Consider the following 23,113-nt stretch of genomic DNA (forward strand, 5'->3'; position numbering starts at 1 on the left):
AGCCAGGATCAAAGGAGAACCACGTGCGCACAATCAACGGCATCGACGAGATCGAATCGCTCATCGGCCAGGGGCTCGGCTCCTCCGAGTGGATGACGATGGATCAGGACGCGATCAACACCTTCGCCGACGTCACCGGCGACCACCAGTGGATCCACGTCGACGAAGCACGCGCTGCCGAGGGGCCCTACGGCGCGACGATCGTCCACGGATTCTTCACCCTCTCGCTCATCCCGAAGTTCTCCACCGAGGTCTTCACCATCGAGGGCGTGTCGATCCGCGTCAACTACGGCCTCAACAAGGTCCGCTTCCTCCAGCCCGTCGTCGTCGGCTCCCGACTGCGCGGGACCATCAGGGTCAAGGACGTCATCCGCGGCGACAAGGGCACTCAGGTCATCCTCGAGCACACGATCGAGATCGAAGGCCAGGACCGCCCCGCCTGCTTCGCCGAGGTGGTCACCCTCCTCGTCGAGTGAGCTGAGCGCCGCCTTCTGTCGGCGGGTTAAGTGGGGTCAGATTGCCATTTTCGAGCCGGAAATGAGCATTCTGGCCCCACATAACCCACCCCGAGCGGTGCGATGAACGAGTCCGTGCGGCGGCTGGTCGACCACGTTGCCTCGTCGCGTTCTCAGATCAGACCGCCGGCACGCAGCTTGTGGGCGATCAGGCGGCAGACCTCCGCCATGTCCGAGTCTTTCGACACTCGGATGACTGTCCATCCCTCAGCCTGAAGTGCTGAGATACGGCGATTGTCCTCAGCGAACTGAGCAGGCGAGCTGCGGTGGTGATCGCCCTCGTACTCGATGGCGAGTCTGATCGACGGATATCCCATGTCCGGATGGAGCTGCGCATCGATGAGTGAACACACGACGGCCGGATGGACCACGGGTTCAGGCAGACCTGCGTTGATGAGACAGAGCCGCAGCCGCGTCTCCGCGGGAGAATCGACATCGTCGCGCACCAGACCGAGCGCATGCTCAGCTGTGCGACGTCCTTTCACTCGGCGGCGGGAAGCAAGTTCAGCGCGGATCTCGTCGAGGGTCGTCAGCGGCCCACCGTGCCACCGGCCGACGGCGGCATCACCGAACTCCACGAGCTGCCCGACCGTCAGCACCCGCGCAAGTTCGATGAACAGCTGTGGTGGGGTGATGAGCGGCAGACCGTAGAAGTTCTGCGACTGCAGCCATTCGTACCGGTGGAAGACAACATTCTTCCGTCGCCTGGACAGACCTTTGTCCTCGCGGGCCACATGCATCCGCGTGTCGGCATTCCACGGCACCGGCAGTCCATACAACCGTGCCGCAGTGACGTTGCAGGCGACGACATCAGGGTCGACGCAGACCATGCCCGACAGCTTCACTCGTTCGTCGATCCACTCGGAATCCGCCCAGCGCGGAGCGACGACCCGAGTCGTGGGATCAGATTCGATCCACACGCCGTAGCCGATCTGCTTGTACTTTCGCTCATCGTCCAGCGCGCGACGGGTGATTCCCCGCGATACGCCCTGTGCCCGAGTGAACGGAATCGCGGCGGTCATGAGCTGGCGGGGCTTCTCAGTCCAGGTGCGAACCCGCAGCTTCCGCGGTTTCGGCCCGTCGCGCGGCGGCTGCGGCATCGGCGCCTGATAGTCCATAGGCAGAGGTTGCCTCACCCGCGGCGAAGAATGCCAGGGGTGGTGACACGCCTGTGGACAGAGCTGCGCTATCCACAAGTCGACCGCGGTTGAGTCACCGGTCTCGCCGCCGGAAACCGGAGTTAAGTGGGGTCAGATTGCACATTTCCGCGTCGAAAATGGCAATCTGACCCCACTTAACTCGATGGAGAGGTTCTGCCCTCAGCTCGGGCGGTGGGCGTCGAGCTGCTGGGCGACGCGGATGTAGCCGAGGTGCGAGTACGCCTGCGGGTGGTTGCCCAGGTGCATCTCGGCAACAGGGTCGTATTCCTCGGACAGCAGCCCGGTGGGCCCGAGCAGATCGTCGACCTGCCGGAACAGATCCCAGGCATCGTCGATGCGGCCGACCTTGATGAAGGCTTCGATCAGCCACGTCGTGCAGATGTGGAACCCGCCCTCGAGTCCGGGCAGGCCGTCATCGTAGCGGTAGCGGAACACCGTCGGACCGACCCGCAGCTCGCGTTCGATCGCGTCGACGGTGGACACGAACCTCGGGTCGTCGGCGTCGAGCAGTCCCGAGAGTCCGACGAACAGGGCCGCCGAATCCAGGTCCGTCTCACCGTAGGCGACGGTGAACGCTCCGACTTCCTCGTTGTAGCCGTGGGTGAGCACGTCGTGGGCGATCTCCTCGCGCAGCTGTCGCCACGCACCGGGCGGCTCCCGATCGAACCGGTCCGCGATCCGCAGCGCCCGATCGACCGTCACCCAGCACATCACGCGTGTGTACACATTGTGCTTCGGTGCGCGCCGGGCCTCCCAGATCCCGTGATCGGCCTCGAACCACCGTTTGCCCACGGCTTCGACCATCTGACAGGTGAGCATCCAATAATCCTCGGGCAGCTCGCCGAGGTGGTCGCTGAGTTCGTCGAGGAGCTCCGTGACCGGGCCGAACACGTCCAGTTGGACCTGATGTTCGGCGGCGTTGCCGACCCGCACCGGCCGTGATCCGGCATATCCGGGCAGGTGGTTGAGCACCGCCTCGGTCGTCAGGGCCGAACCGTCGACGGCGTAGAGCGGGTGGAGCTGCTCGGGTGAGACCGTGCGCTCGAGGATGCCCGACAGCCAGGAGAGGAAACCTTCGGCCTCGCCCGTGGAACCGAGGGCGAGCAGGGCGCGGACGGTCATCGACCCGTCGCGCAGCCACGTGTACCGGTAGTCCCAGTTGCGGACGCCGCCGATGCCTTCGGGCAGAGAGGTCGTGGGGGCGGCGAGGACTCCGCCGGTGGGCTCGTGGCACAGAGCGCGCAGGGTGATCGCGGAGCGGATGACCTCGTCGCGGTGGTGGCTCGGCAGGGCGAGCGAGTCGACCCAATTCGTCCAGAAGTTCAGGGCGCGTTCGCGCACATGGTGCTCTCCGCCGGTGGCCATGTATCCGGCGTCGCCCGTGCCCGTCCCGCAGGCGAGGACGAGGACGATGGATCCGCCGGGCTGCTGCGAGGGGATGACGGTCGCCTCGGCGGTGTGGGAGTCGCCGTTCTCGACGATGTCGAAGTCGATTCCGGGGGCGTGGAGTTCGATCGGCTCCGCAGTGCCGAGCACCGCCACACCGTCATCGGTCCTGGTCATGCGGGTGTGCACCGTGGCGTAGTCGAGCCTGGGTGCGAACCGGATGCGGGTCGGGGTGTCGCCGGTGAGCACGCGGACGACGATCGTGTCGTCGCTGTGCCCGTCGACGGGTGCGAGGTAGTCGACACAGCTCAGTCCGGCCCACCGGGTCTCGAGCAGGGTCGAGTTCCCGAGGTAGCGCTGCGTCAGCGGAGCGGCTCCGTTGGCCGGTGCTACGGCGAAGAATCCGGCCGCCTCGGAGCCGAGGATCTCGGAGAACATCGACGCCGAGTGCGGCAGCGGGTGCGGCATCCAGCAGATGCTGCCGGTCGGGTCGATGAGCGCGGTCGATTGTCCGTTGCCGATGAGGCTGTGCCGCTGGATCGGGGTGGCGCGACGGCCGAAGAGCCAGGACTTGCGCAGTTCGAACAGGGCGCCGAGGACGGTGGAGACCTCGTCCGGTGAGTCGAGGCGGAAGTCGGCGTGTGTGGGCGTGTTCCCAGTTCCGACCTTGAGCCCGAGGTCATCGGCGCCGAGGGTTTCGAGAGCGAATTCGTCGGCGGTGTCATCGCCGATGAACACGACGGCTTCCGCTCCGGTCTGGCTGCGCAGTCGAGTCAGCGCATCGGCCTTCGACGACGGGACGACGGAGAGGTCGATGACCTGTTTGCCGCGGGTGGGGTGGATCGGGTGGGCGGCCGCGAGCTTGTCGACGGCGGCTTCGATCTCCCGCCGGTCGGTCTCGTCGAGTCCGCGCAGGTGCACGGCCACACCTGTGGTCTTGTGCTCGATGACGTCGCGCGGCAGGGCGCGGGTGAGGTCGGCGCGGAAGTCGGCGAGGACCGCCCGCTGCGAATCGGTGAGCGTATCGATGGTGAATGTGTCGGTCTCGCCGCCGTGAGACCCGAAGAGGTGGACCTCCCTGGGCAGGCGCGACATCGCCGCGAGGTCGCGCAGGCTGCGACCGGAGATCACCCCCGCCGAGGTGGACGGCAGGAGGGCGAGCGCGCGCAGCGAGTCGACCGAGCTCTCCAGGGGAAAGGCTTGGCTGGGGACGTCGACGATGGGGGCGATCGTCCCGTCGTAGTCGGTGGCCACCAGCAGCGATGGAGAGCGGGAGAGTGCGAAGAGGCGCCGGAAGAGGACGGGGTCGAGTGCTCGGCTGGCTTCGGCAAGGTCGCCCAATAATTCGGAGGACCTCACCGAGGCGGCGATGGTGGCCAATCGGGATTCGGTTGCGCTCTCGTGCTCGACAGTGCTCATCTCACCTCTGGTGTCTCGGTTGGCTCGGGTGCCGGTCAGGGCTCTTTCTTCACTGGGGTGTCGCTGTCCGGATCGTCAGGAGATTCGGGATCGGCCGTGCGATCGGCTTCGCCGGCAGATCCGGTGGACTCGGTCGATTCGACCGTGGCGGTGCCGGTGGGGCCCGCGGCATCGGACGAGTTCGTATCGTCGGCGGCGTCAGCGGCACCCGAGGGGGCAGCGTCGGCGGGCTCGGCCGCCTCGGCGGGGGTGTCGATCTCCTCGGGGAGGGCACCGCGCTTCGCCAGCTGGCGGCCCTTGCTCAGGCGGGAGTAGCCGCCGATGATGAAGATCACGCCGGCGATGAGGGTCGCCGCTCCGGTGAAGCCGAGGATCGACAGGGCTTCCATGCCGTCGCCGAAGACGAGGATGATGCCGAGCAGGACGTGGACTCCCGAGGCGATGAGGAAGTCCGAGGCCATGGGCTGGGAGCGCAGCTGCCGGTGGGCCCAGAATTCGAGGGCACCGTGCAGCAGGGCCCAGATGCTCAGGGCGGCGCGCAGTTCGGCCGGTTGGTCGGCGAGGAAGAGGAAGACGATGGCCGGGATCGCGATGACGGCCTGGCCGAAGATCGCGGTGCGCACGTTCAACGGCGAGCGCACGGCCTGGAAGACCAAGGCCAGGGCGAAGAGGATGAGGTAGCCGATGGCCAGGTGGTCGACGACGTCGGTCGGCAGGCTCAGCTGCGCGGGGTTGACGGCGTCGCGGGGCCAGAAGACGGTGACGATGCCGAAGGCGACGCCGAGGATTCCACGCACGACCATGGGCCAGCCGAGCCGACTCGCTGCGGCAATGGCCTGCGGGGCGGCTTCGTTACGCGGGGGCGTGGATTCGGTGCGCGGTTCTTCGGTACTCATCACGGCACCAGTCTAGGTCGCCTGCCTGAGTCTGTCCGGTCAGTGTCGACTCAGGCGCGGGTGGGCGGCGCTTCTTTGCGTCTCATGTTTTTACGTAATTACGTATTAGTTGTATTATCGAAGCATGGAATCGACACCGTCGGCAGACGATCGCCTCTCCGCCCTCGAACGACGAGTCGCCGAACTTGAGGCTGCGGCCGCCTCCATCGCGCCACCGCGGCCCGCCGCAGGCGAAGCGGCGACCGCCCTGCCGGGCGACGCGGAGACCTTCTGGGCGCTGCATGGGCTCGTCGACCACCTCGGCGAGGCGGGCGGGGTGACCTACACCGGGTACACGACTCCCCCGGGCGGCAGCGGTCCCGTGGCGTGGCAGATGGGCCTGAGCAGCGCGGGCCTGGCGCAGATCGACTTCGCCGAGGCGGCCGGATCCCTGGCAGCCCTCGGCCACCCGGTCCGCCTGCAGCTGCTCCAGGCGATCTATGAGGGCACGAGCACCGTGGCCGAGCTGGGCAAGGACGAACGCTTCGGCACATCCGGGCAGATCTATCACCATGTGCATGCCCTCGCCGGGGCCGGCTGGTTAGAGAGCGCCCGCCGCGGACATTGGCGTGTGCCCGCTCAGCGGGTCGTTCCGCTGCTCACCCTCGTCCTCATCGGAACGCACTGACAACCCCTCTCGCCTGCGGGCCGCTCGCCCACCGCGCGACCCGGACCCGACCACCACCCATTCCACCCTGCTGACCAGGAGGAACGATGACCGTCACCGACGACCACCGCACATCTGCGGCTGTGGGACGGCCGCCTCGGCGAGTGTTGATTGCCGTGATCGCGGCAACCGTCACGGCTGCTGTGCTCGCGGCGATCACCCCGTGGCCGCGCGGTTTCCAGGGCGCGCCGACCGGGGATCCCGAGCTCATGGCTGAGCTCGAGGACGCACTCGGCAGCCGGCATTGGCAGCACGTGGCGGCCGCCCACATCGACGGCGACGAGGTGACTTTCACGGGCACCGGAGCCGATGAGCACACCGAGTTCGAGATCGGATCGATCACGAAGACGTTCACGGCTGCTCTCTTCGCCGAGGCGATCGACCGGGGCGAGGTGGAGGCGGAGACCCGCCTCGGCGAGGTCTGGCCGGACCTGGACGGGAAGGTCGCCGAGGTGACGCTCGAGTCGATTGCGATGCAGCGGTCGGGGCTGCCACCGCAGAAGCCGTGGTCAGGATGGGGCGAGGGCATCTCCGGGATTCTTGCGAACTACATCCACACGGACCCGTACCGCGGGGACGCCGGGGACATCGTGGCGAGCCTCAGCGACGTGGAGGTCGGCGAGCCGGAGCCCGAATACTCGAACTATGGGTTCGCCGTCCTCGGCCAAGCCCTCGCCGCGGTGGCTGGGCAGGACTATTCGGAACTCGTCCGGGACCGCCTCACCGAACCCTTGGGGATGAAGGAGACGTTCGTCCCCGACTCCGCCGACGGACTGTCCCACGGGTTCACGGCATCGGGGCTGCCGGCCGCTCCGTGGACTCTCGGCGGCTCGGCTCCGGCGGGGGCGATCCGGTCGACGACCCATGATCTGTCGCTCTGGCTGCGGGCCGTCCGAGACGGAACCGCGCCCGGCGCCGAGGCGGCGAAACCGCGCGCCGATTTCGAGGATGATCGCATCGGTTGGGCGTGGTTCACGACGGCCCACGGTGGCTCGACCATCACCTGGCACAACGGCGGCACCGGCGGCTTTCGGTCGTTCCTCGGCTTCGACAGGCAGACCGGAAAGGGCGTCATCGTGCTGAACGATTCGGCGAACAGTGTCGATGCGGCCGCGGCGCTCATCGTTGCCGCTACCGGCGCGGATTCCGGCACCACGACCGAAACCGAAACCGCGTCCGAAACCGGGACAGCATCCGGGAACGAAAGCTCGGCGGAGGGAGAACGCTCATGAGTCCCGAACTCGTCTCAACGGTCATCGGGGCCCTCATCGTGGCCTGGGGCGCATTCACCGCGTGGCGAGCTCCCCGCGCGGCGTCCCGGATCGGGCTGCTCTCTGGGATGGTCACGGCGGTCGTATTCGTCCTGCTCATCCGCCTCATCACACCGTTCGGAGGCTGGGAGAGCTGGTTCATCTACGTCTGGCTGGCCGGAACGCTCGTCATCGTCGTCTCCGTCTTCCGGGCTGCGCTCGTCTGGGCGGACCTGCCGTGGCGATCCGACGAGGCGAAGGCACGCCGGAACGAAGCGAGCGGGCTCGGCTTCTCCGCCCTGCTCGCGCTCCTCATCGCCGGCGCCCTCGTCGTACCCGGGCTCTTCTTCTGAGCTCAGCCGCCCTTGACGGTGAGTGTCCCGTCGCTCTCGGAGACCTCGTAGCTCTGCAGCGGCTCCTCGGCCGGCCCGCTGATCACCTCACCGGTGGAGACCGAGAACTGCGAGGCGTGGCATGGGCAGATGATGGCCTCGGAGGTGACCTCCCTGACCTGGCACCCCTGATGCGTGCACACCGAGGTGAAGGCGAAGAACTCGCCCTCCTGCGGCTGAGTGACGACGTAGCTCTCGTCGATGACCGTGCCCGATCCGACGGGAACGTCGGCCACGGCCACGGTCGCCTCCTGCGCCGGAGTCGACTCCTGCCCCTGCGCACCGCCTTCATCCGAGGAACACGCCGAGGTGACCGCCGCCGACGATCCGATGACCGCCGCCGTTCCGGCCACCCCGGCCGTGCGCATCAGACGACGTCGGCTCGGGTTCGCGGGTCCGGTCGCCGCGGAATCAGATGCAGCGGACTCGGCTTCTGCGGGCGGGGCGTGATCTGTCGTGACGGGGCCGTGCGTGCTCGTGTTCATCGAAACCTGCTCCCTCTTGCGTATGCATACCGACACTGCGGCATGGGCGTCCGGGTTCCAGCGTACAATCGCTCACGGTTCGATGTCGGTGGTTCACCTGGGCGTATCCTCGGAGGTTCCGGTCAGGGGGCCGCAGGGGCCGGTCGACGGTAATGGACGTCCGCTCGGCGAGGGGAAGCGTCCGCTCGGACACTCACCTCGGTGCCGATGGTCGGGATCGACCGCCTCGGCGGAGGACGATTGCGGACGGGACCAGCAGACGGAAGGCGGTGGGGCGATGCCCGAGGAGACGGTGTCCGATGGACAGGGGTCACGGCTGCGGGCCGCGAGCGTGTGGGGTCTGGCCGCGGCGGTGTACGTCTTCACCGTCGTCATGATGGGCACCACCCTGCCCACACCGCTCTACCCGCTCTACGAGGAGCGGTTCGGGTTCGGCACCGCATTCACCACTCAGCTCTTCGCGATCTATGCGGTCGGGGTCATCGGCGCGCTCGTCGTCTTCGGGCGCCTCTCAGATGGACTGGGGCGTCGGCCGGTGCTCAGCCTCGGGGTGGTCTTCTCGATCGCCTCGGCGGTGCTCTTCCTCATCGGGTCTCACATCGGCCTGCTGCTGGCCGGCCGGGTCCTGTCCGGGCTGGCCGCGGGGATCTTCACCTCCACGGCCACCGTCACCGTGCTCGAGAACGCGCCGGCCGGCCGCGAACGGCTCGCCGGGTCCTTGGCGACGGCGGCGAATATGGGCGGGCTCGGTCTCGGGATCCTGTCGTCCGGGCTGCTCGCCCGCTTCGCTCCCGCTCCCCTGCTCACGCCGTTCCTCGTCAATGCGATCATGCTCGTCATCGCCGGGGTCGCGCTCATCCTCGTGCGAGATCGGACGCGGGGCGGGGCGAGCGACGTCAGGTTGCAGCTGCCGGGGATTCCCGCCTCGGCGAAACGGATGTTTCTGGCCGCCTCACCCGGGGCGATCACCGGTTTCGCGGTGTGCGGACTGTATTCGGCGATCGCGCCGAGTTTCATCGGGCAGACCCTGCACGTGAGGTCGACCGCGGTCACCGGCGTGGTCGTGTTCCTCCTCTTCGGCGCCTCGGCGACTGCGCAGGTGCTGTTGCGCGGGCTCAGCGACCGCCGGCTCATCATCGGCGGAACCGTGACCATGATCGTGAGCATGGGTGCGCTCGTGTGCGCGCTCATGGCGGGGTCCCTGCCGGTGCTCATCGTCTCCGCTGTGCTGGCCGGGGCCGGGCAGGGGCTCGTGTTCATGACCGGGATGCGTGCGATCACCGCAGTGACCGCACCGGAACGCCGCACCGAGGCGACCACCTCGTACTTCATCCTCGCCTACGTATTCATGTCGGTGCCGGCGATCGGTGCCGGATTCCTCGCAGCCGAGGTGGGACTGGCGAATGCGACAGTCGTCTTCGCCGTCGCGGTGGCCTCCGTGTGCGTGGCCGGGCTGGCGGGAGCCCGGAGGTTCGCGGGCCTGTAGGTGTGGGGCTGCCGGGGTCGTACGGCGGGGTGCCGAGGCCGGACGGCGCTGAGACTCGGGTCAGTGACGTGAACTAGGGTGGGTGCCATGACCTCCGCAGCCACGACCTCCGCCCTCGATGTCCTTCACGATGTCTTCGGCTATGAGGAGTTCCGGGGTCAGCAGGCGGCCATCGTCGACCAGGTCGTCGGCGGCGGGGATGCGGTCGTGCTCATGCCCACCGGCGGCGGCAAATCCCTGTGCTATCAGATCCCTGCGCTGGTCAGGCCCGGTACGGGTGTGGTCATCTCCCCGCTCATCGCACTCATGGCCGATCAGGTCGCGGCTCTGGAGAACCTCGGTGTGCGGGCGGCCTATCTCAACTCGTCCCTCGATTTCGACACCGCCCAGCAGGTCGAACAGCAGCTGCTCGCCGGAGAGATCGACCTGCTCTACCTCGCGCCCGAGCGTCTCGTCCTGCCGCGGACGATGCGACTGCTCGGGCAGGCACAGATCTCGCTGTTCGCCATCGACGAAGCCCACTGCGTGTCCCAATGGGGACATGACTTCCGCAGCGACTACCTGGGGCTCGGCGTGTTGGCCGAACGGTTCCCCAATGTTCCGCGCATCGCTCTGACGGCCACGGCCACTCCTGCCACCCATGCCGAACTCACCGAGCGCCTGCACCTGCAGGATGCCGAGCATTTCGTGGCGAGCTTCGACCGACCCAACATCACCTACCGGATCGAGCCGAAGGCCTCGGCACGGTCGCAGCTGCTGAACTTCATCACCACCGAACATCCCGGGGATTCGGGCATCGTCTACTGTCTGTCCCGGCGCGGGGTCGATCAGCTGGCCGAAGCACTCGTCGCCCGCGGTCTCACGGCCCTGCCGTACCACGCAGGGCTTCCCGCCGAGGTGCGCGCGGAGAACCAGGCGAGGTTCCTCCGCGAGGACGGCATCGTCATGGTCGCCACCATCGCTTTCGGCATGGGCATCGACAAACCCGATGTCCGCTTCGTCGCCCACCTCGACCTGCCCCGGTCGGTCGAAGGCTACTACCAGGAGACCGGACGCGCCGGCCGTGACGGACTGCCCGCGGATGCGTGGATGGTCTACGGGCTCGGCGACGTCGTCTCCCAACGCCGACTCATCGAATCCGGTGAGGGCGACCAGGTGTTCAAGCGCCGTCAGATGAGTCACCTCGATTCGATGCTCGCCCTCTGCGAGACCGTCGACTGCCGCCGTGTCCAGCTGCTGCGCTACTTCGATGAGGAATCCGCACCGTGCGGCAACTGCGACACCTGCATGACACCCCCGGTGACCTGGGACGCGACCGTCGCCGTGCAGAAGCTGCTGTCGGCCGTCATCCGGCTCGACCGGGAACGCGGGCAGCGTTTCGGATCGGGCCAGGTCATCGATGTGCTGCGTGGCAACGACAACGACCGTTCCCGGGCCTCGGACCATGCGAGCCTGAGCGTCTGGGGCGTCGGCGACGACCTGTCCGAGAGCCAATGGAAGACCGTCATCCGCCAGGTGCTCGCCCGTGGACTCCTCGAATCCCATGGCGACTACGGAGTGCTCGTGGTCGGTGAGGCGGCCGGTCCCGTCCTGCGGGGAGAAGAGGAGATCTCACTGCGCGTCGACCCGGTGAGGAAAGCCGGAGCGAAGAAGGCCGGATCAAGTCGCCGGGGCGGCCCCGAGGTCGAACTCGACCCCGCCGATGCCTCCCTGTTCGAGGCCCTGCGCTCCTGGCGCGGCGAGCAGGCGAAGGAGCAGGGCGTGCCCGCCTATGTCGTGTTCCCCGATGCCACGCTCTACGGCATCGTCGAGGTCAAGCCGACGACGATCAGCGAACTCGGTCAGGTCAGCGGAGTGGGTCTGAAGAAGCTCGACCGCTACGGCGATTCCGTGCTCGAGGTGCTCACCGCACACGCAGACTAGACGTCGTCCGACCTCCTCACCTCCCATTTGCTACCCGACGGCGGCCCAGCAACCTCGCGCGAGGTTGCTGGGCCGCCGTCGGGTAGTTCGGGACCCCGGCTGGTCCCCGGCACTGCCTCGGACTGCTGCAGCTCAGCCCTGCTCGGCGAAGGCTTCGGGCCCCTGTTCGGCGGCTACCGGGTCCATCCACATGAACTCGAGGATGTTGCCGTCGGGGTCGGTCATGCTGATGCCGTACATGAACCCGAGATCCTGCGGTTCCTTGTTCTCCCCGCCGCCGGCATCGAGGATCGAGGCGCGCATCGCGTCGACGTCGTCACGGGATTCGCGGCTCATAGCGGTCAGCGCCTGGGCCGCGGTGTGCGGGTCGACGATGGGTTTGTCCGTGAAGGTGGCGAGAAAGTCCCGGGTGAGGATCATGAAGAAGATGTCATCGGTCCATTTGATGCACGATGCATTGTCATCGGTGAACTCGGGCACCACCTCGGCGCCGATGGCTTGGTAGAAGGTCTTGGCACGCTCGAGGTCGGTGGTCGGTAGGTTGACGAAGATCTGGGTCATGACTGCTCCCTTGCAGTATGCGGCATCGCGCCTATGGGTGTCTGATTCTTTACCCACCATGTCCCCAAGTCAACACCCTTTTGCTACCCGACGGCGGCCCAGCAACCTGGCGCGAGGTTGCTGGGCCGCCGTCGGGTAGTTCTGAGGCGGTAGCCTGGAATGCAGACGAACCCACCGGTTCCCTCACCACGTGGAAGGCGACGATGACGACCCCTGACCGGACAGCCACCTCGGCGAATCCAACTGCAATCACCCGTGCGGACTGTGAACGACGCGATGCGAACGATCCCCTGCACGGCTTCCGCGAAGAGTTCCTGCTCCCGGAAGGCACGATCTACCTCGACGGAAACTCTCTCGGCCCCCGCACAAAGGGAGCCGCAGAACGCGCCCAGGACGTCATCACCGACGAATGGGGCACCGGCCTCATCGGGTCGTGGAACACCGCCGGCTGGTGGGACCTGCCGGCAAAGTTGGGTGAGAAGGTCGCCGGGTTAGTCGGCGGCGGGGCCGGGTCGACCGTCGTCACGGACACCACGTCGATCAATCTGTTCAAGGCCGCCTCTGCGGCGCTGAAGATGCAGGCCGAGGATTCCCCGAACCGGCGGATCATCCTCACCCAGCGGGAGAACTTCCCCTCCGATATCTACATGCTTCAAGGTTTGGCTAAGCAGCTCGGCGACGGCTACGAAGTCCGCCTCGTCGACGATGAGGAGGTCACCGAAGGATTCCCGACCACTATGTCCGACGAGGTGGCCCTCGTCGTCCTCACCCATGTGAACTACCGGACCGGTCGGCTCTTCGATATGGGAGCGACCACCTCGGCGATCCATGCCGGCGGAGCCCTGGTCATCTGGGACCTGTGCCACTCGGCTGGTGCTCTGCCCATCGACCTTGCTGGGACGGGTGCGGACATGGCGATCGGCTGCACGTACAAATTCCTCAACGGCGGGCCCGGCTCTCCGGCGTTCATCTGGGTCGCAGAAGCCCTGCAGAACCGATTCAGCCAACCTCTGTCGGGGTGGTGGTCGCATGCGCAGCCCTTCGAAATGGCTCCGGACTACCGGCCGGCCGACGGCATCCGCCGGTACCTCACGGGCACGCAGGGAATCCTGTCGATGTCCGTGGCGGAGCTCGGCCTCGACATCCACTCGCGGGTGGACATGGGACAAGTCCGGGAGAAATCCCTGGCACTGTCGGACCTGTTCATCGACCTCGTCGATGAGCGTTTGGCCGATCATCCGGTCGAGGTCGTCACCCCACGTGAGCACGCCCATCGCGGATCCCAGGTCTCGATCCGGCATCCGGAGGGGTTCGCGGTGATGAGCGCGCTCATCGAACGCGGAATCATCGGCGACTACCGGGAGCCGGAGGTGCTGCGCTTCGGTCTGACCCCGCTCTACATCGGTTTCACCGAGGTCTGGGACACCGTCGAGGCACTGCGCGACATCCTCGACAACCGGCTCTGGGACACTCCCGCTCACAAGGTCCGCGGCGCCGTCACCTGATTGCTACCCGACGGCGGCGCAGCAACCTGGCGCCAGGTATCTGGGCCGCCGTCACCGGCGTTGGGACATGGCCGCTCAGGTGTCCGGGGCCGCAGAGGTTTCGATGACCTCGGCGTTGACGCCGAAGTACGGTTCACCCGCTTCATTTCGCGGGCGGCTGGCGGTAAGCGTCTTGAGCAGATTGCTGCCCCGCTCCCCAGTGATCGGGTCGAGGTCGAGGATGGCACACCGCGCAATCGGATCCCCGATCCGCACACGCAGAGCGCCGACGTCCGGCACGTTCACCATCACCTCCCGGCCTCGCCATGTCTCTTCGATGAAGGGTTCGTCCGTGTCGAGGACGAGGGTGGCACGAAAGCGGGCAGCCTCATCAAGCAACTCGTGGTGACCGGATCGATCGGCGAGTTCCCTCATCGAAGCAGTCGTCACGATCGACAGGCCAGCTCCGTAGATCACGTCTCCACGAAGTGCCCGGGCCAGCCGCACCGGCTTTCCCAGCCACTCGGAGGCGAGCTCCGAATGCGGACCGTCAGTGAGCTCGAGGTCGACCGGTCGCTTCCAGTAATAGCAGGTCAGGCGCTCACCCTGCCCGACTGGCACCCCAGAGGCAGAACGCCCGTCGGGCAGGGTGATCGTCAGTGTGTCGTCGACGAGTGAAGTGGTCATGCGGATGAGCCGAGGATGCTGCACGGTTTTGAGGACCTGCCGTCGCTCGACATCGACGAAGCAGAACTCACGATCGCCGATCGGGCCGTGACCGTCGACGGCTGCTCCCGGTCGGGCCTCATGTCGTGTGCCTTTGACGTGGGCGAACCCGATCGATGGCACACCGAATTCCCGCGCTGGAGCAGGTGACGGCGGCGCAGATACCTGGCGCCAGGTTGCTGCGCCGCCGTCAGGTAGTAATTGCATGGGGGTTGCGGCCTCCTGTGATGGCGTAGGTGCCGATGGCCACCGCACCGATGGCCAGGACCGTACCGCCGATGATAACGGCTCCGGGGATCGTGGCGATCGTGCCGAGCACTCCCACGGTGACGCCGGAGAAGGTCTGCATGCCGGGGCCGAACGTCGCATAGGAGCCGATGACGCGACCGCGGATCTCCGGCGGCGCCTCGAGTTGGATGATGGCCATCTCTGTCGACTCGGCGGTGATCTTCGAGACCCCGGCGATCACCAACAGGATGACCGCCAGCCACAGGTGCGAGGTCAGGGCGAAGAGCAGCGCACTCAGGCCCATCGCCGAGGCGGCCAGTGCCGCCGCAGCCGGGACGGCCTTGATCCACCCGGTCGCCTCGAGCCCGAACCCGCCGAGCACTCCGCCCGCGCCCATGGCGAAGAGCAGCACACCGTAGGTGAAGTCGCTGTCTCCACCGACCGGATTGAGGATTTCGCCGAACACCGGCATCGCCGTCTGCAGCACCGCCCCGATCGTCGTCGAGGCGAGCGCCGCCAGCAGCAGCATGCCGACGATCGCACGATTGTGGCGGACATCGATGAGCACCCGCAGCGACTGGATGAGGGTCGTCCGCGCGGTGCGCACACCTCCGCTGCGCAGATGTCCGGTGAAAGGGGTGCGGATGAGGAAGATCGTCAGCGGCAGGTAGAAGATGATGTTGATGAAGATGCCCCATGTGGCGCCGACCCCGAGCAGCAGGGCGGAACCGACGACGGGACCGAAGAGGATGCCGAGGCTGCGGAAGGTCGCATTGAGGCGGACCGCGCTCGGCAGCTCTTTCCGATCGACGAAGTCATGGAGCATCATCTGTTCGGCCGGGCCCCACAGACAACCGGCAAGTCCGTGGATGACGAGCAGCACGCAGGCCTGCCACAGCTGCAAGGAGTCGGTGAGGAAGAGGATCCCCCAGCACAGGGACACGACCATGAACATGATCTGCCCGATCTGGATGAGGCGGCGGCAGTCGAATCGTTCGGCCAGGGATCCCGCATAGACGGACAGCAGCAGGAACGGCAGCCAATGGCTGATGAGCTGGAACCCGACGAGAGCTGGAGATTCGAATTTCTGCCACAGCACCCAGTAGGTGATGACGTGCTCGATGTTGTCGCCCATCATCGCCGTACCCGATCCGACCAGGTAGGGCGCGGTCTTCCAGCTGCGCAGGACGCTGAAACGGCGCGGGGCGACGGCACTGCTGTCGCCCGCTTTGCCCGCGGCCGCACTGCCCGCGCCCGCGCCGACTTTGCCGGCACCCGCCTCGTCGCCGGAGATCTGGGAGGAATCGCTCACTCGCCTATTCTCACACCCGCAGAACCGACTGGCGTCGACCTCTTGCCTGCTGGGATCGGAGCGAGGACAATGATCCTTGATCAAGGAGGATCATATGCCCACCGCTCAGCCGCCGTCGTCCACTCGTCCGAATTCCGCCCTCGTCGTCATCGACGTCCAGAACGGGGTGATGCAGGCCAGTTGGAACTCCGATCAAGTCATCTCCACGATCTCGGATCTCGTCGACCGCGCCCGAAACACCGGCACCGAGGTGGTCTGGGTCCGGCACAGCTCAGGTGAGCTTCCGCTCGATTCCCCGCAATGGCAGATCGTCGACACGCTCTCCCCCGCCGACGGCGAGTCCATCATCGAGAAGACCCACGGCAACACCTTCGAGGACACGGACTTCGAGGAGGTGCTCGCCGGAAAGGCCGTCGGCCATCTCGTCGTCACCGGCGCCCAATCGGACGCCTGTGTGCGCTCGACGATCCACGGCGGCTTCGCCCGCGGTTATGACGTCACCCTCGTCACCGACGCCCACACCACCGAGGATCTCACCGAGTGGGGCGCTCCCCCACCGGAGCAGGTCGTCTCCCACACGAACCTGTACTGGCAGTTCGAATCCGGTCCCGGACGGCAGGCACGGGTCCAGGAGTCGAGCGAGGTCGACTTCGCCAGACCGTGATCGACCCCGCTCCTGCAACCCCGCTCCTGCAGCCCCGCAAGTCTGCCATCATTGAGGCATGAGTGAAGACATCCGCAGCATCGAACTGACCCGCATCGCCGAAAACCACTACCGCGCCACCGCCCCAAGCGGAACAAGCATCGAATTCGGTCGCGGCGAGGGCCTCATGACCCCCGTCGAACTGCTCCTGGCCGCCGTCGCCGGCTGCTCGTCGATCGACGTCGACACCGTGACCAGCCGTCACACCGAACCGACGAAGTTCGACGTCACCGCGACCGCGGACAAGATCGGCGAAGACGGGGCCTCCCGTGTGGACAACGTCCACCTCGACTTCGATCTCGCATTCCCCGACGACGAGGAGGGCCGGAAGGCCGATGCCCGCATCGAACGCCTCGTCGGGCTCTCCCACGACAAGTACTGCACGGTCTCGCGCACCGTCGAACACCCCACGAAAGTCGACTTCAGCATCCGTCGCGACTGACGTCCCGATTCCTCGCGGCAGATCCTTCGCCGAGGCGGCCCGCCGTTCCGTGCAGACGTGATCGTCAGCTGTCGGCGAGCCGCTTCTTCTCGACCTCGACGTCGAAATCGGCGGCGGGCCACTGCGGGTCGATGTCGACCAGGGCGTCGAGCAGCAGACGCTGCACGGCCAGCCGGGCAAACCATTTCCTGTTCGCCGGTACGACGAACCATGGGGCCGCCTCGGTGGAAGTGCGGTCGAAGGCTGCCTGGTAGGCGTCCATGTAATCCGGCCACAGGATTCTCTCATCGACGTCTCCGGGGTTGTACTTCCAGTACTTGTCCGGCCGGTCGAGGCGTTCGGCCAGGCGCTCTTTCTGCTCGTCCGGGGAGATGTGGAGCATGACCTTGACGATCCGCACTCCTGCCGCGACCAGTTCGGCTTCGAAGTCGTTGATCGCTGTGTAGCGGCGCTCGATCTCGGCCTCGTCGGCGAGTTCGCGGACGCGGCCGATGAGCACATCCTCGTAGTGGGAGCGGTCGAAGACTCCGATCATTCCGGGCCCGGGCACGCGCGGACGGATGCGCCAGAGGAAGTCGTGGGCGAGCTCCTCCTCGGTCGGCTTCTTGAAGGCGGCGAGTTCGACGCCCTGCGGGTCGACGGCGCCGACGACGTGACGAACGATTCCGCCCTTGCCGGCGGTGTCCATGGCTTGGAGAACAAGGAGAACGGCAGGCCCGGAGTCCTCGTCATGGTGCGCGGCGAAGAGGCGCTCCTGCAGATCGCTCAGCTCGGTCGACAGCGCCTCGAGATCCTTCTTCCCGCTCTTCTTGTCCCCGTCGTAGCCGGGCGTCGACTGCTGGTCGACCTCGCCGAGGCGGAATCCCTCCCCCACGCGCAGCAGTGGTGCGGGGTCGGTCGTCCAGTTGCTTCTCAGCTCACTCATGCGTTCATCTTTCCAGGTGGGAATGGCCGCGTCTATACCGATGAGTCACCGTTGGACGTCCGGCGGCTCACCTCTGCGGACCTTGCGGCGGCTTCGGCGGAAAAGGCGGCCGTTGGGGTGGGCGCTGCTGGATCGGCGGGCCGAGCCGGTGACCTGGAGGAGGGCCCTGCGGCGGCTGCTGTGGCCCGTCGATGCCCGGCAGAGGATTCTCGTTTGTCAATCCGCGCCGGCGTCGGTCCGTCAGGTACCTCTGATAGGCCGCATCACGTTCGGCCGCGGTCATCTGGACCTTCGGCTTGTCGATGACATTCCGAAGCATCGCCAGAACGGTCAGCACTGCCAGACCAGACAGCGCCACGGCCACCCAGATCATCGTGGTGAGCAGGCTCGGCTGATTGTCGAAGACCCTCACACCAGCGAAGAGGATGAGGAAGACGAATCCGAGGTACGGCAGCAGGAGCCACAGCGCGACCTTATAGCCGCCGATCATCATCGGCATCATCATGCTGGCGCTCCAGGCCATTCCCCCGATGAAGAAGAGCAGGATGAGGAAGAAGCTCGCAGGATCGGTGTTGAGTTCCGCCGCAACCGTTCCGGGAACGGCCCGCTCGCCGAGAAAGAACGGCCAGACCAACGCCACCAGAGTGACGATCACGGCGGAGGCGACCATGCTGAGAAGGATCAGCGGGATGAGACCGTCACGCCGGAACCCGTCGTCTGAGCGTTTGTACTCCATGAACAGGAACGGGAAGAGAAAGGCCATCCCGCCGGCACAGACCCCCATCCATACCGCGTCGGCCTCGATGACCTCGAAGTTCTGCTGCAGCATCAGCCCGGTCGAGGCGAGCCAGATGAGGAAGGTGAAGAAGAGCGCACCGAAGAATGCGATGCCCACGACCCGCAGAAAGTCACGCGTCCATGTCGGGACCGGCTCCATCTCGTGCAATGGAAGCGGCCCTGGCGGGGGCGGTCCGGTCGGTGTCTCGCTCATGGTGTCATCGTCGCACAAGCACGGGCGACCGAAGCCGGTATCGATGTTTCAGATCCGCCATCGCGGACCTCAACCGGTCAGACACCGTCCCACAAGCCACACCCTCAGTCCGGTTTCCGGAACACCGACGGCAGCTTCTTCTTCACTCGACGGCTGGTGTCCCGGTACGACCATTGCCGCATCGGCTGCGGCACCCGCCACTGCAGCTTCCAGGCGAGCATGCGGAAGCCGAAGGCGGCGGCCGCGATGATGAGTGAGGCGATGGCACCCAACAGCCCCGTCACCTCGGCGATGATCGTCAGTCCCGAACCGAACAGGGCGGGGATGAGGTAGAGGTCGGTGCCGCGGAAGATCGCCGGGTCCTCACTGGCCACGGCGTCGCGCATGAGCCCGCCGCCGCACGCGGTCAGCGCCCCCATGAGCAGCGCCGCCGGATAGTTCGTCCCGGCGGCCAGCGCGATCGTCGTCCCGGTGACGCTGAAGAGGCCGAGGCCCATCGCGTCGAAGGCGACGATCCAGATCCGTGCCCGGGAGATGTGGGATCCGATGATGTAGATGAGCAGTGTCGCGATCACCGGCGGGGCGAGGTAGATGGGTTGGCCGATGGCGTTGGGCACCCGGTCGAGGAGCACATCGCGGATCATTCCGCCGCCGATTCCCGTCATCGTGCCCAGCACCAGCCCGCCCGTGATGTCGAAATCGCGGCGCGCGGCCAGCAGCACTCCGGAGACCGCAAAGACGAAGGTGCCGGTGAGGTCGAGGGCGAGGAACAGGAACTCCTGCAGGTTCATCTCCACCTCGGCTCCTCTCGTCGATCCGTGCCCGGCCCGGTGCCGAACGTCCTACCAGCCACTGTAATCCGCTTCGAACTCCGATGACCGATTGTCTGGTGTTCCGTTCCCCCTCGCCGAGGCGGCCGCTAGGCTGAGGAGATGACGCAGCCGACGCTCATCCTCGTCCACGGCGCTTTCGCCACTTCCTTCTCCTTCGCCCCGCTGCAGGCCGAACTCTCCTTCCACGGAGTGCGCTCGGCTGCGGTCGACCTGCCGGGTCACGGTTTCGCCGCCACCTTCCCGCTCGGATATCAGGCGCCTCAGGACCTCGCCCGGTTCACCTCGGAGCCGGGATCGATCAGGGGTGTGACCGTCGACGACAATGTCAAGGCTCTCGCCGAGGCGGCCGCCCGTGCCAAGGAGCACGGACCGGTGGTCATCGTCGCCCACAGCCGCGGCGGGGCCACATTGACCGCCTTGGCGAATGCGCATCCGGAGCTCATCGACCACATGGTCTATGTCTCCGCATGGGCACCGGTGGACCTCCCGGCCGCCGAATACAATGCCGAACCCGAAATGAAGACCGTCGACAATGCGGCTCTCGCCCGGGCCCTGGCCGGCGATCCCGGACAGTTGGGCCTGCTGCGCTGCAACTTCCGCCAGGCGGACCCGGAGGTCCTCGACGGCCTGAAAGCACTCTTCTGCACCGACGTCAGCGATGACGAATTCCGCATCTTCCTCAATTCACTGCAGCCGGACGAGAACCTCGACGCGGGCGGCCCGAATGATCGTGCGCAGGCGGGCACATGGGGCACGATCCCGCGCACGTTCGTCCGCCTCGGCGAGGATCGGAGCGTGCCGCCCGCCATGCAGGACCGTCTCATCCGCGAAGGCGATGCGCTCACCCCGGACAATCCCTACCGGGTGCGCACGCTGGCGTCGTCCCACGTGGGATGGCTGATCCGCCCCGCCGAGGCGGCCGTGCAGTTGGCGCAGATCGCCGCCGAGGTGGGTGGAGAGTTCAGCTGAGCTGAAAGTTGTCCGGATTCTTGTAGGGTTCGATCTCGACGACCGGGGTGCCCTTGCCCATGAGCAGTTTGGAGATCGGGCAGCGAGCGTGGGCGCGGGCAGCGTACTTCTCGGCGTCGGTGTCCGAGACCCCTTCGATGGAGATGAACGCCTTCGGTGCGAAGTAGAAGCCGCTGCCGGAGGGTTCGTTGTGCAGCTCGACCTCGACGCGCACGCGTGAGAGCGCTTCGATGTCATTGACCGCGAGGACGACCTTGAGCGTTTCGCCGAGGCAGGTCGACCAGGCCATGGCGAGGAACTGTTCCGGGTTGTTGCCTTCTTCGACCCGTGAGGTCGGGGCGGTGGGCAGGGTCTGGCCGTCTTCGACGCGCACCTCGCCCGAGGTGCCGCCGAGGTTCTCGACCTTCGCGGTGTAGATCGGCGCACTCGGGCTCTTCGGCTCATCCGCATCTCCGGTCGGAGCCTGCGGCTGGGCGTATCCGGGGTTCTCAGTCATTGCACCATGCTACGACAGGCGCGCAACAAGGTCACTGGCGTTTCGGTGAATGGTCAGTAACGAAAGCGCACAGACCCATCCACCGCGCCCGCGGCTCCGAATGATCACTATGAATCGGACAACCCGTGCAACCCACCGTTTCCGCGGCGCAGTGGCAGGCATCGTCGCCACCGTCATGATGTTCGGTCTCGCGGACCTCATCGCGCGTGCCTTCACCCCGAGTGCGGCACCCCTGCTCACCCTCGGTCAGGCGATCATCCCCCTGGCTCCCCCGGCAGCGATCAAACCCGTCATCGCCCTCTTCGGCGACAACGACAAGCTCGTCCTCGTCCTCTCCACCGGGCTCGGTGCGATCGTCCTCGCCGGTCTCATCGGAGCCCTGGCCGCCTCCCGCCGCCGTCTGGCCACGACGCTGCTGATCGTCGCCGGGCTCGTCCCGGTCATCGTCATCATCATCCGCCCCGAGGCGGGTGCCCTCGACCTCGTTCCCGCGCTCATCGGCTTCGCGGTCGGCATCACGGCGTTCATCCTGCTGCTGCGTCTCGGCCTACCGGCACCCCCCGCTGAGGCGGCCGACCGTGCCGATGTCACGCGCGGTTCGCGGACGTCGGATCCATTGAGCCGCCGCCGTTTCTTCGGCCTGGCCGGAGCCGTCGGTGCTATCGGGGCCGTCAGCATCGCCGCTGGTCAGACCATCGTCTCACTCACACAGGACGCCGGCGCCGCAGTGGCCAAGCTGGTCCTGCCCACCCCCGCGAAGAAGGCGTCCGCGATCCCCGCGGCCGCGAGTACCGACCTCGATGGCACGGTCCCCTTCGTCACCGAGGCGAAGGACTTCTACCGCATCGACACAGTGCTCTCACCACCGGTCATCGACCCGCAGCAGTGGTCCCTGCGCATCCACGGCATGGTCGATCAGGAGGTGACCCTGACGATGGACGACGTCCTCGACCTGCCGCTCGAAGAGCACCACATCACGCTCACCTGCGTGTCCAACCCCGTCGGCGGGGAGCTCGTCGGCAACGCGACCTGGCTCGGATATCCGGTGCGCGAACTCCTCGCACGAGCCCGCCCGAGCTCGCAGGCCGATATGGTCCTCTCCCATTCCTTCGACGGATTCACCGCCTCGACTCCGCTCGGTGCGCTGACCGATGACCGCGCGGCCCTGCTGGCGGTGGGGATGAACGGCGAACCGCTCACCCCGATCCACGGTTTCCCCGCTCGCCTCGTCGTTCCCGGGCTCTACGGTTTCGTCTCCGCGACGAAATGGGTGACCGAACTCGAGGTCACCCGCTTCGATGAGAAGACCGCCTATTGGACCGACCGTGGGTGGGATGCGAAGGCGCCCATCCTCGTCGCCTCCCGCATCGAGGTGCCGGGGCCCTTGGCCACGGTCCCGGCCGGAGACATCCAGGTCGGCGGCACCGCCTGGGCGCAGCGATCAGGGATCGACCGTGTCGAGGTCAAGCTCGACGACGGTGACTGGACGCAGGCGGATCTGGCCGAGGAGGTCACGATCGACACCTGGCGGCAGTGGCGGGCCGAATTCGCCGAGGTGGCTGCGGGCTCCCATACCCTCACCGTGCGTGCCACGGACAAGGACGGCACGGTGCAGACGGGGAAACGTCGGGAGTCGATCCCGAACTCGGCCACCGGGCACCACCACATCCAGTTCCGCGTCGAATGAGCCCGCAGCCGCCTCGGCGAAGAAATTCTCACAATTTCTTCCCATCCACCCATCCGAACCCGAAACCGCACCGAATACCCAGTACACAGCGAGCAATGGAGACCACTTCACTGCTGTGGGATCATCCGCATCACTGTT

Annotated in this window: 23 protein-coding genes; 12 read left to right on the forward strand and 11 right to left on the reverse strand. The window is 66.6% G+C overall.

Annotated elements, in window-relative coordinates; genetic code table 11:
• The first annotated feature begins 23 nt into the window (after positions 1–23).
• Positions 24–476 carry a MaoC family dehydratase gene (locus tag HF684_RS17845; protein ID WP_169253575.1) on the forward strand — a complete coding sequence of 151 codons (453 nt, stop codon included), beginning with the start codon at positions 24–26 and terminating at the stop codon, positions 474–476.
• 152 nt (positions 477–628) lie between these two features.
• Here the strand turns inward: HF684_RS17845 and HF684_RS17850 are convergent, their stop codons facing one another.
• From HF684_RS17850 to HF684_RS17860, 3 genes are all read right to left on the reverse strand, one after another.
• Positions 629–1,633 carry a hypothetical protein gene (locus HF684_RS17850; RefSeq protein WP_169253576.1) on the reverse strand — a complete coding sequence of 335 codons (1,005 nt, stop codon included), beginning with the start codon at positions 1,631–1,633 and terminating at the stop codon, positions 629–631.
• A 201-nt stretch (positions 1,634–1,834) separates the two neighbouring features.
• Positions 1,835–4,480, reverse strand: coding sequence for a trehalose-phosphatase (otsB, locus tag HF684_RS17855; protein WP_169253577.1), 2,646 nt, complete (start codon positions 4,478–4,480; stop codon positions 1,835–1,837).
• A 35-nt stretch (positions 4,481–4,515) separates the two neighbouring features.
• The gene (locus tag HF684_RS17860; protein ID WP_211168027.1) at positions 4,516–5,376 is read right to left on the reverse strand and encodes a hypothetical protein; all 861 of its coding nucleotides are present in this window, start codon (positions 5,374–5,376) and stop codon (positions 4,516–4,518) included.
• A gap of 124 nt (positions 5,377–5,500) precedes the next feature.
• Here HF684_RS17860 and HF684_RS17865 point away from each other — a divergent pair, with 124 nt between their 5' ends.
• The 3 genes from HF684_RS17865 (at position 5,501) to HF684_RS17875 (ending at position 7,685) form a co-directional block, all read left to right on the forward strand.
• Positions 5,501–6,043, forward strand: a complete 543-nt coding sequence (locus tag HF684_RS17865; RefSeq protein ID WP_169253578.1) for a winged helix-turn-helix domain-containing protein — start codon at positions 5,501–5,503, stop codon at positions 6,041–6,043.
• An 86-nt stretch (positions 6,044–6,129) separates the two neighbouring features.
• Entirely contained in the window at positions 6,130–7,314 is a 1,185-nt protein-coding gene (locus HF684_RS17870) for a serine hydrolase domain-containing protein (protein ID WP_169253579.1), read from the forward strand.
• Complete coding sequence (locus HF684_RS17875; protein WP_169253580.1) at positions 7,311–7,685, forward strand: hypothetical protein; 375 nt, start codon at positions 7,311–7,313, stop codon at positions 7,683–7,685. Before HF684_RS17870 ends, HF684_RS17875 begins: the two co-directional genes overlap by 4 nt.
• Before the next feature lie 2 nt (positions 7,686–7,687).
• Here HF684_RS17875 and HF684_RS17880 read toward each other — a convergent pair whose 3' ends face one another.
• Positions 7,688–8,209, reverse strand: coding sequence for a Rieske (2Fe-2S) protein (locus HF684_RS17880; protein WP_169253581.1), 522 nt, complete (start codon positions 8,207–8,209; stop codon positions 7,688–7,690).
• A 277-nt stretch (positions 8,210–8,486) separates the two neighbouring features.
• On the opposite strand from HF684_RS17880, the gene HF684_RS17885 reads away from it, so the two are divergent.
• Together HF684_RS17885 and recQ are read left to right on the forward strand one after the other, a co-directional pair.
• Positions 8,487–9,695: an MFS transporter gene (locus tag HF684_RS17885; protein WP_169253582.1), complete on the forward strand. Its 1,209-nt coding sequence runs from the start codon at positions 8,487–8,489 to the stop codon at positions 9,693–9,695.
• An 87-nt stretch (positions 9,696–9,782) separates the two neighbouring features.
• Entirely contained in the window at positions 9,783–11,618 is a 1,836-nt protein-coding gene (gene recQ / locus HF684_RS17890; RefSeq protein ID WP_169253583.1) for a DNA helicase RecQ, read from the forward strand.
• 132 nt (positions 11,619–11,750) lie between these two features.
• Here the strand turns inward: recQ and HF684_RS17895 are convergent, their stop codons facing one another.
• On the reverse strand, positions 11,751–12,179 hold the full coding sequence (locus tag HF684_RS17895; protein WP_169253584.1) for a VOC family protein: 429 nt from the start codon (positions 12,177–12,179) through the stop codon (positions 11,751–11,753).
• A gap of 203 nt (positions 12,180–12,382) precedes the next feature.
• Here HF684_RS17895 and kynU point away from each other — a divergent pair, with 203 nt between their 5' ends.
• The gene (kynU, locus tag HF684_RS17900) at positions 12,383–13,684 is read left to right on the forward strand and encodes a kynureninase (protein ID WP_169253585.1); all 1,302 of its coding nucleotides are present in this window, start codon (positions 12,383–12,385) and stop codon (positions 13,682–13,684) included.
• Between the two features lie 75 nt (positions 13,685–13,759).
• On the opposite strand, the gene HF684_RS17905 is transcribed toward kynU, so the two are convergent.
• Positions 13,760–14,431: an MOSC domain-containing protein gene (locus tag HF684_RS17905; protein WP_248279231.1), complete on the reverse strand. Its 672-nt coding sequence runs from the start codon at positions 14,429–14,431 to the stop codon at positions 13,760–13,762.
• Here HF684_RS17905 and HF684_RS18875 point away from each other — a divergent pair.
• Positions 14,366–14,539 (forward strand): hypothetical protein, encoded by a 174-nt coding sequence (locus tag HF684_RS18875; RefSeq protein ID WP_248279244.1) that lies wholly within the window; start codon positions 14,366–14,368, stop codon positions 14,537–14,539. The two genes, HF684_RS17905 and HF684_RS18875, sit on opposite strands and share 66 nt — an antisense overlap.
• Positions 14,540–14,579: 40 nt before the next feature.
• On the opposite strand, the gene HF684_RS17910 is transcribed toward HF684_RS18875, so the two are convergent.
• On the reverse strand, positions 14,580–15,929 hold the full coding sequence (locus HF684_RS17910) for an MFS transporter (RefSeq protein WP_248279024.1): 1,350 nt from the start codon (positions 15,927–15,929) through the stop codon (positions 14,580–14,582).
• 94 nt (positions 15,930–16,023) lie between these two features.
• On the opposite strand from HF684_RS17910, the gene HF684_RS17915 reads away from it, so the two are divergent.
• Together HF684_RS17915 and HF684_RS17920 are read left to right on the forward strand one after the other, a co-directional pair.
• Positions 16,024–16,593 (forward strand): isochorismatase family protein, encoded by a 570-nt coding sequence (locus HF684_RS17915; RefSeq protein WP_169253587.1) that lies wholly within the window; start codon positions 16,024–16,026, stop codon positions 16,591–16,593.
• 58 nt (positions 16,594–16,651) lie between these two features.
• A complete protein-coding gene (locus tag HF684_RS17920) occupies positions 16,652–17,074 on the forward strand; it encodes an OsmC family protein (protein WP_169253588.1) in 423 nt (140 codons plus the stop codon).
• A 64-nt stretch (positions 17,075–17,138) separates the two neighbouring features.
• On the opposite strand, the gene HF684_RS17925 is transcribed toward HF684_RS17920, so the two are convergent.
• The 3 genes from HF684_RS17925 to HF684_RS17935 form a co-directional block, all read right to left on the reverse strand.
• Positions 17,139–17,999, reverse strand: a complete 861-nt coding sequence (locus HF684_RS17925) for a PPK2 family polyphosphate kinase (protein WP_169253589.1) — start codon at positions 17,997–17,999, stop codon at positions 17,139–17,141.
• Between the two features lie 67 nt (positions 18,000–18,066).
• Complete coding sequence (locus HF684_RS17930) at positions 18,067–18,990, reverse strand: hypothetical protein (protein ID WP_169253590.1); 924 nt, start codon at positions 18,988–18,990, stop codon at positions 18,067–18,069.
• 104 nt (positions 18,991–19,094) lie between these two features.
• The gene (locus HF684_RS17935) at positions 19,095–19,781 is read right to left on the reverse strand and encodes a TRIC cation channel family protein (RefSeq protein ID WP_169254019.1); all 687 of its coding nucleotides are present in this window, start codon (positions 19,779–19,781) and stop codon (positions 19,095–19,097) included.
• Positions 19,782–19,922: 141 nt separating this feature from the next.
• Between HF684_RS17935 and HF684_RS17940 the strand changes: the two genes are divergently transcribed.
• Entirely contained in the window at positions 19,923–20,792 is an 870-nt protein-coding gene (locus HF684_RS17940; protein ID WP_169253591.1) for an alpha/beta fold hydrolase, read from the forward strand.
• Here HF684_RS17940 and HF684_RS17945 read toward each other — a convergent pair.
• On the reverse strand, positions 20,785–21,288 hold the full coding sequence (locus HF684_RS17945) for an OsmC family protein (RefSeq protein WP_169253592.1): 504 nt from the start codon (positions 21,286–21,288) through the stop codon (positions 20,785–20,787). The genes HF684_RS17940 and HF684_RS17945 overlap by 8 nt on opposite strands.
• Before the next feature lie 109 nt (positions 21,289–21,397).
• On the opposite strand from HF684_RS17945, the gene HF684_RS17950 reads away from it, so the two are divergent.
• The gene (locus HF684_RS17950; RefSeq protein ID WP_169253593.1) at positions 21,398–22,975 is read left to right on the forward strand and encodes a molybdopterin-dependent oxidoreductase; all 1,578 of its coding nucleotides are present in this window, start codon (positions 21,398–21,400) and stop codon (positions 22,973–22,975) included.
• Positions 22,976–23,113 lie beyond the last annotated feature (138 nt).

This window comes from Brevibacterium sp. 'Marine' (genome assembly GCF_012844365.1).
GTDB lineage: Bacteria > Actinomycetota > Actinomycetes > Actinomycetales > Brevibacteriaceae > Brevibacterium.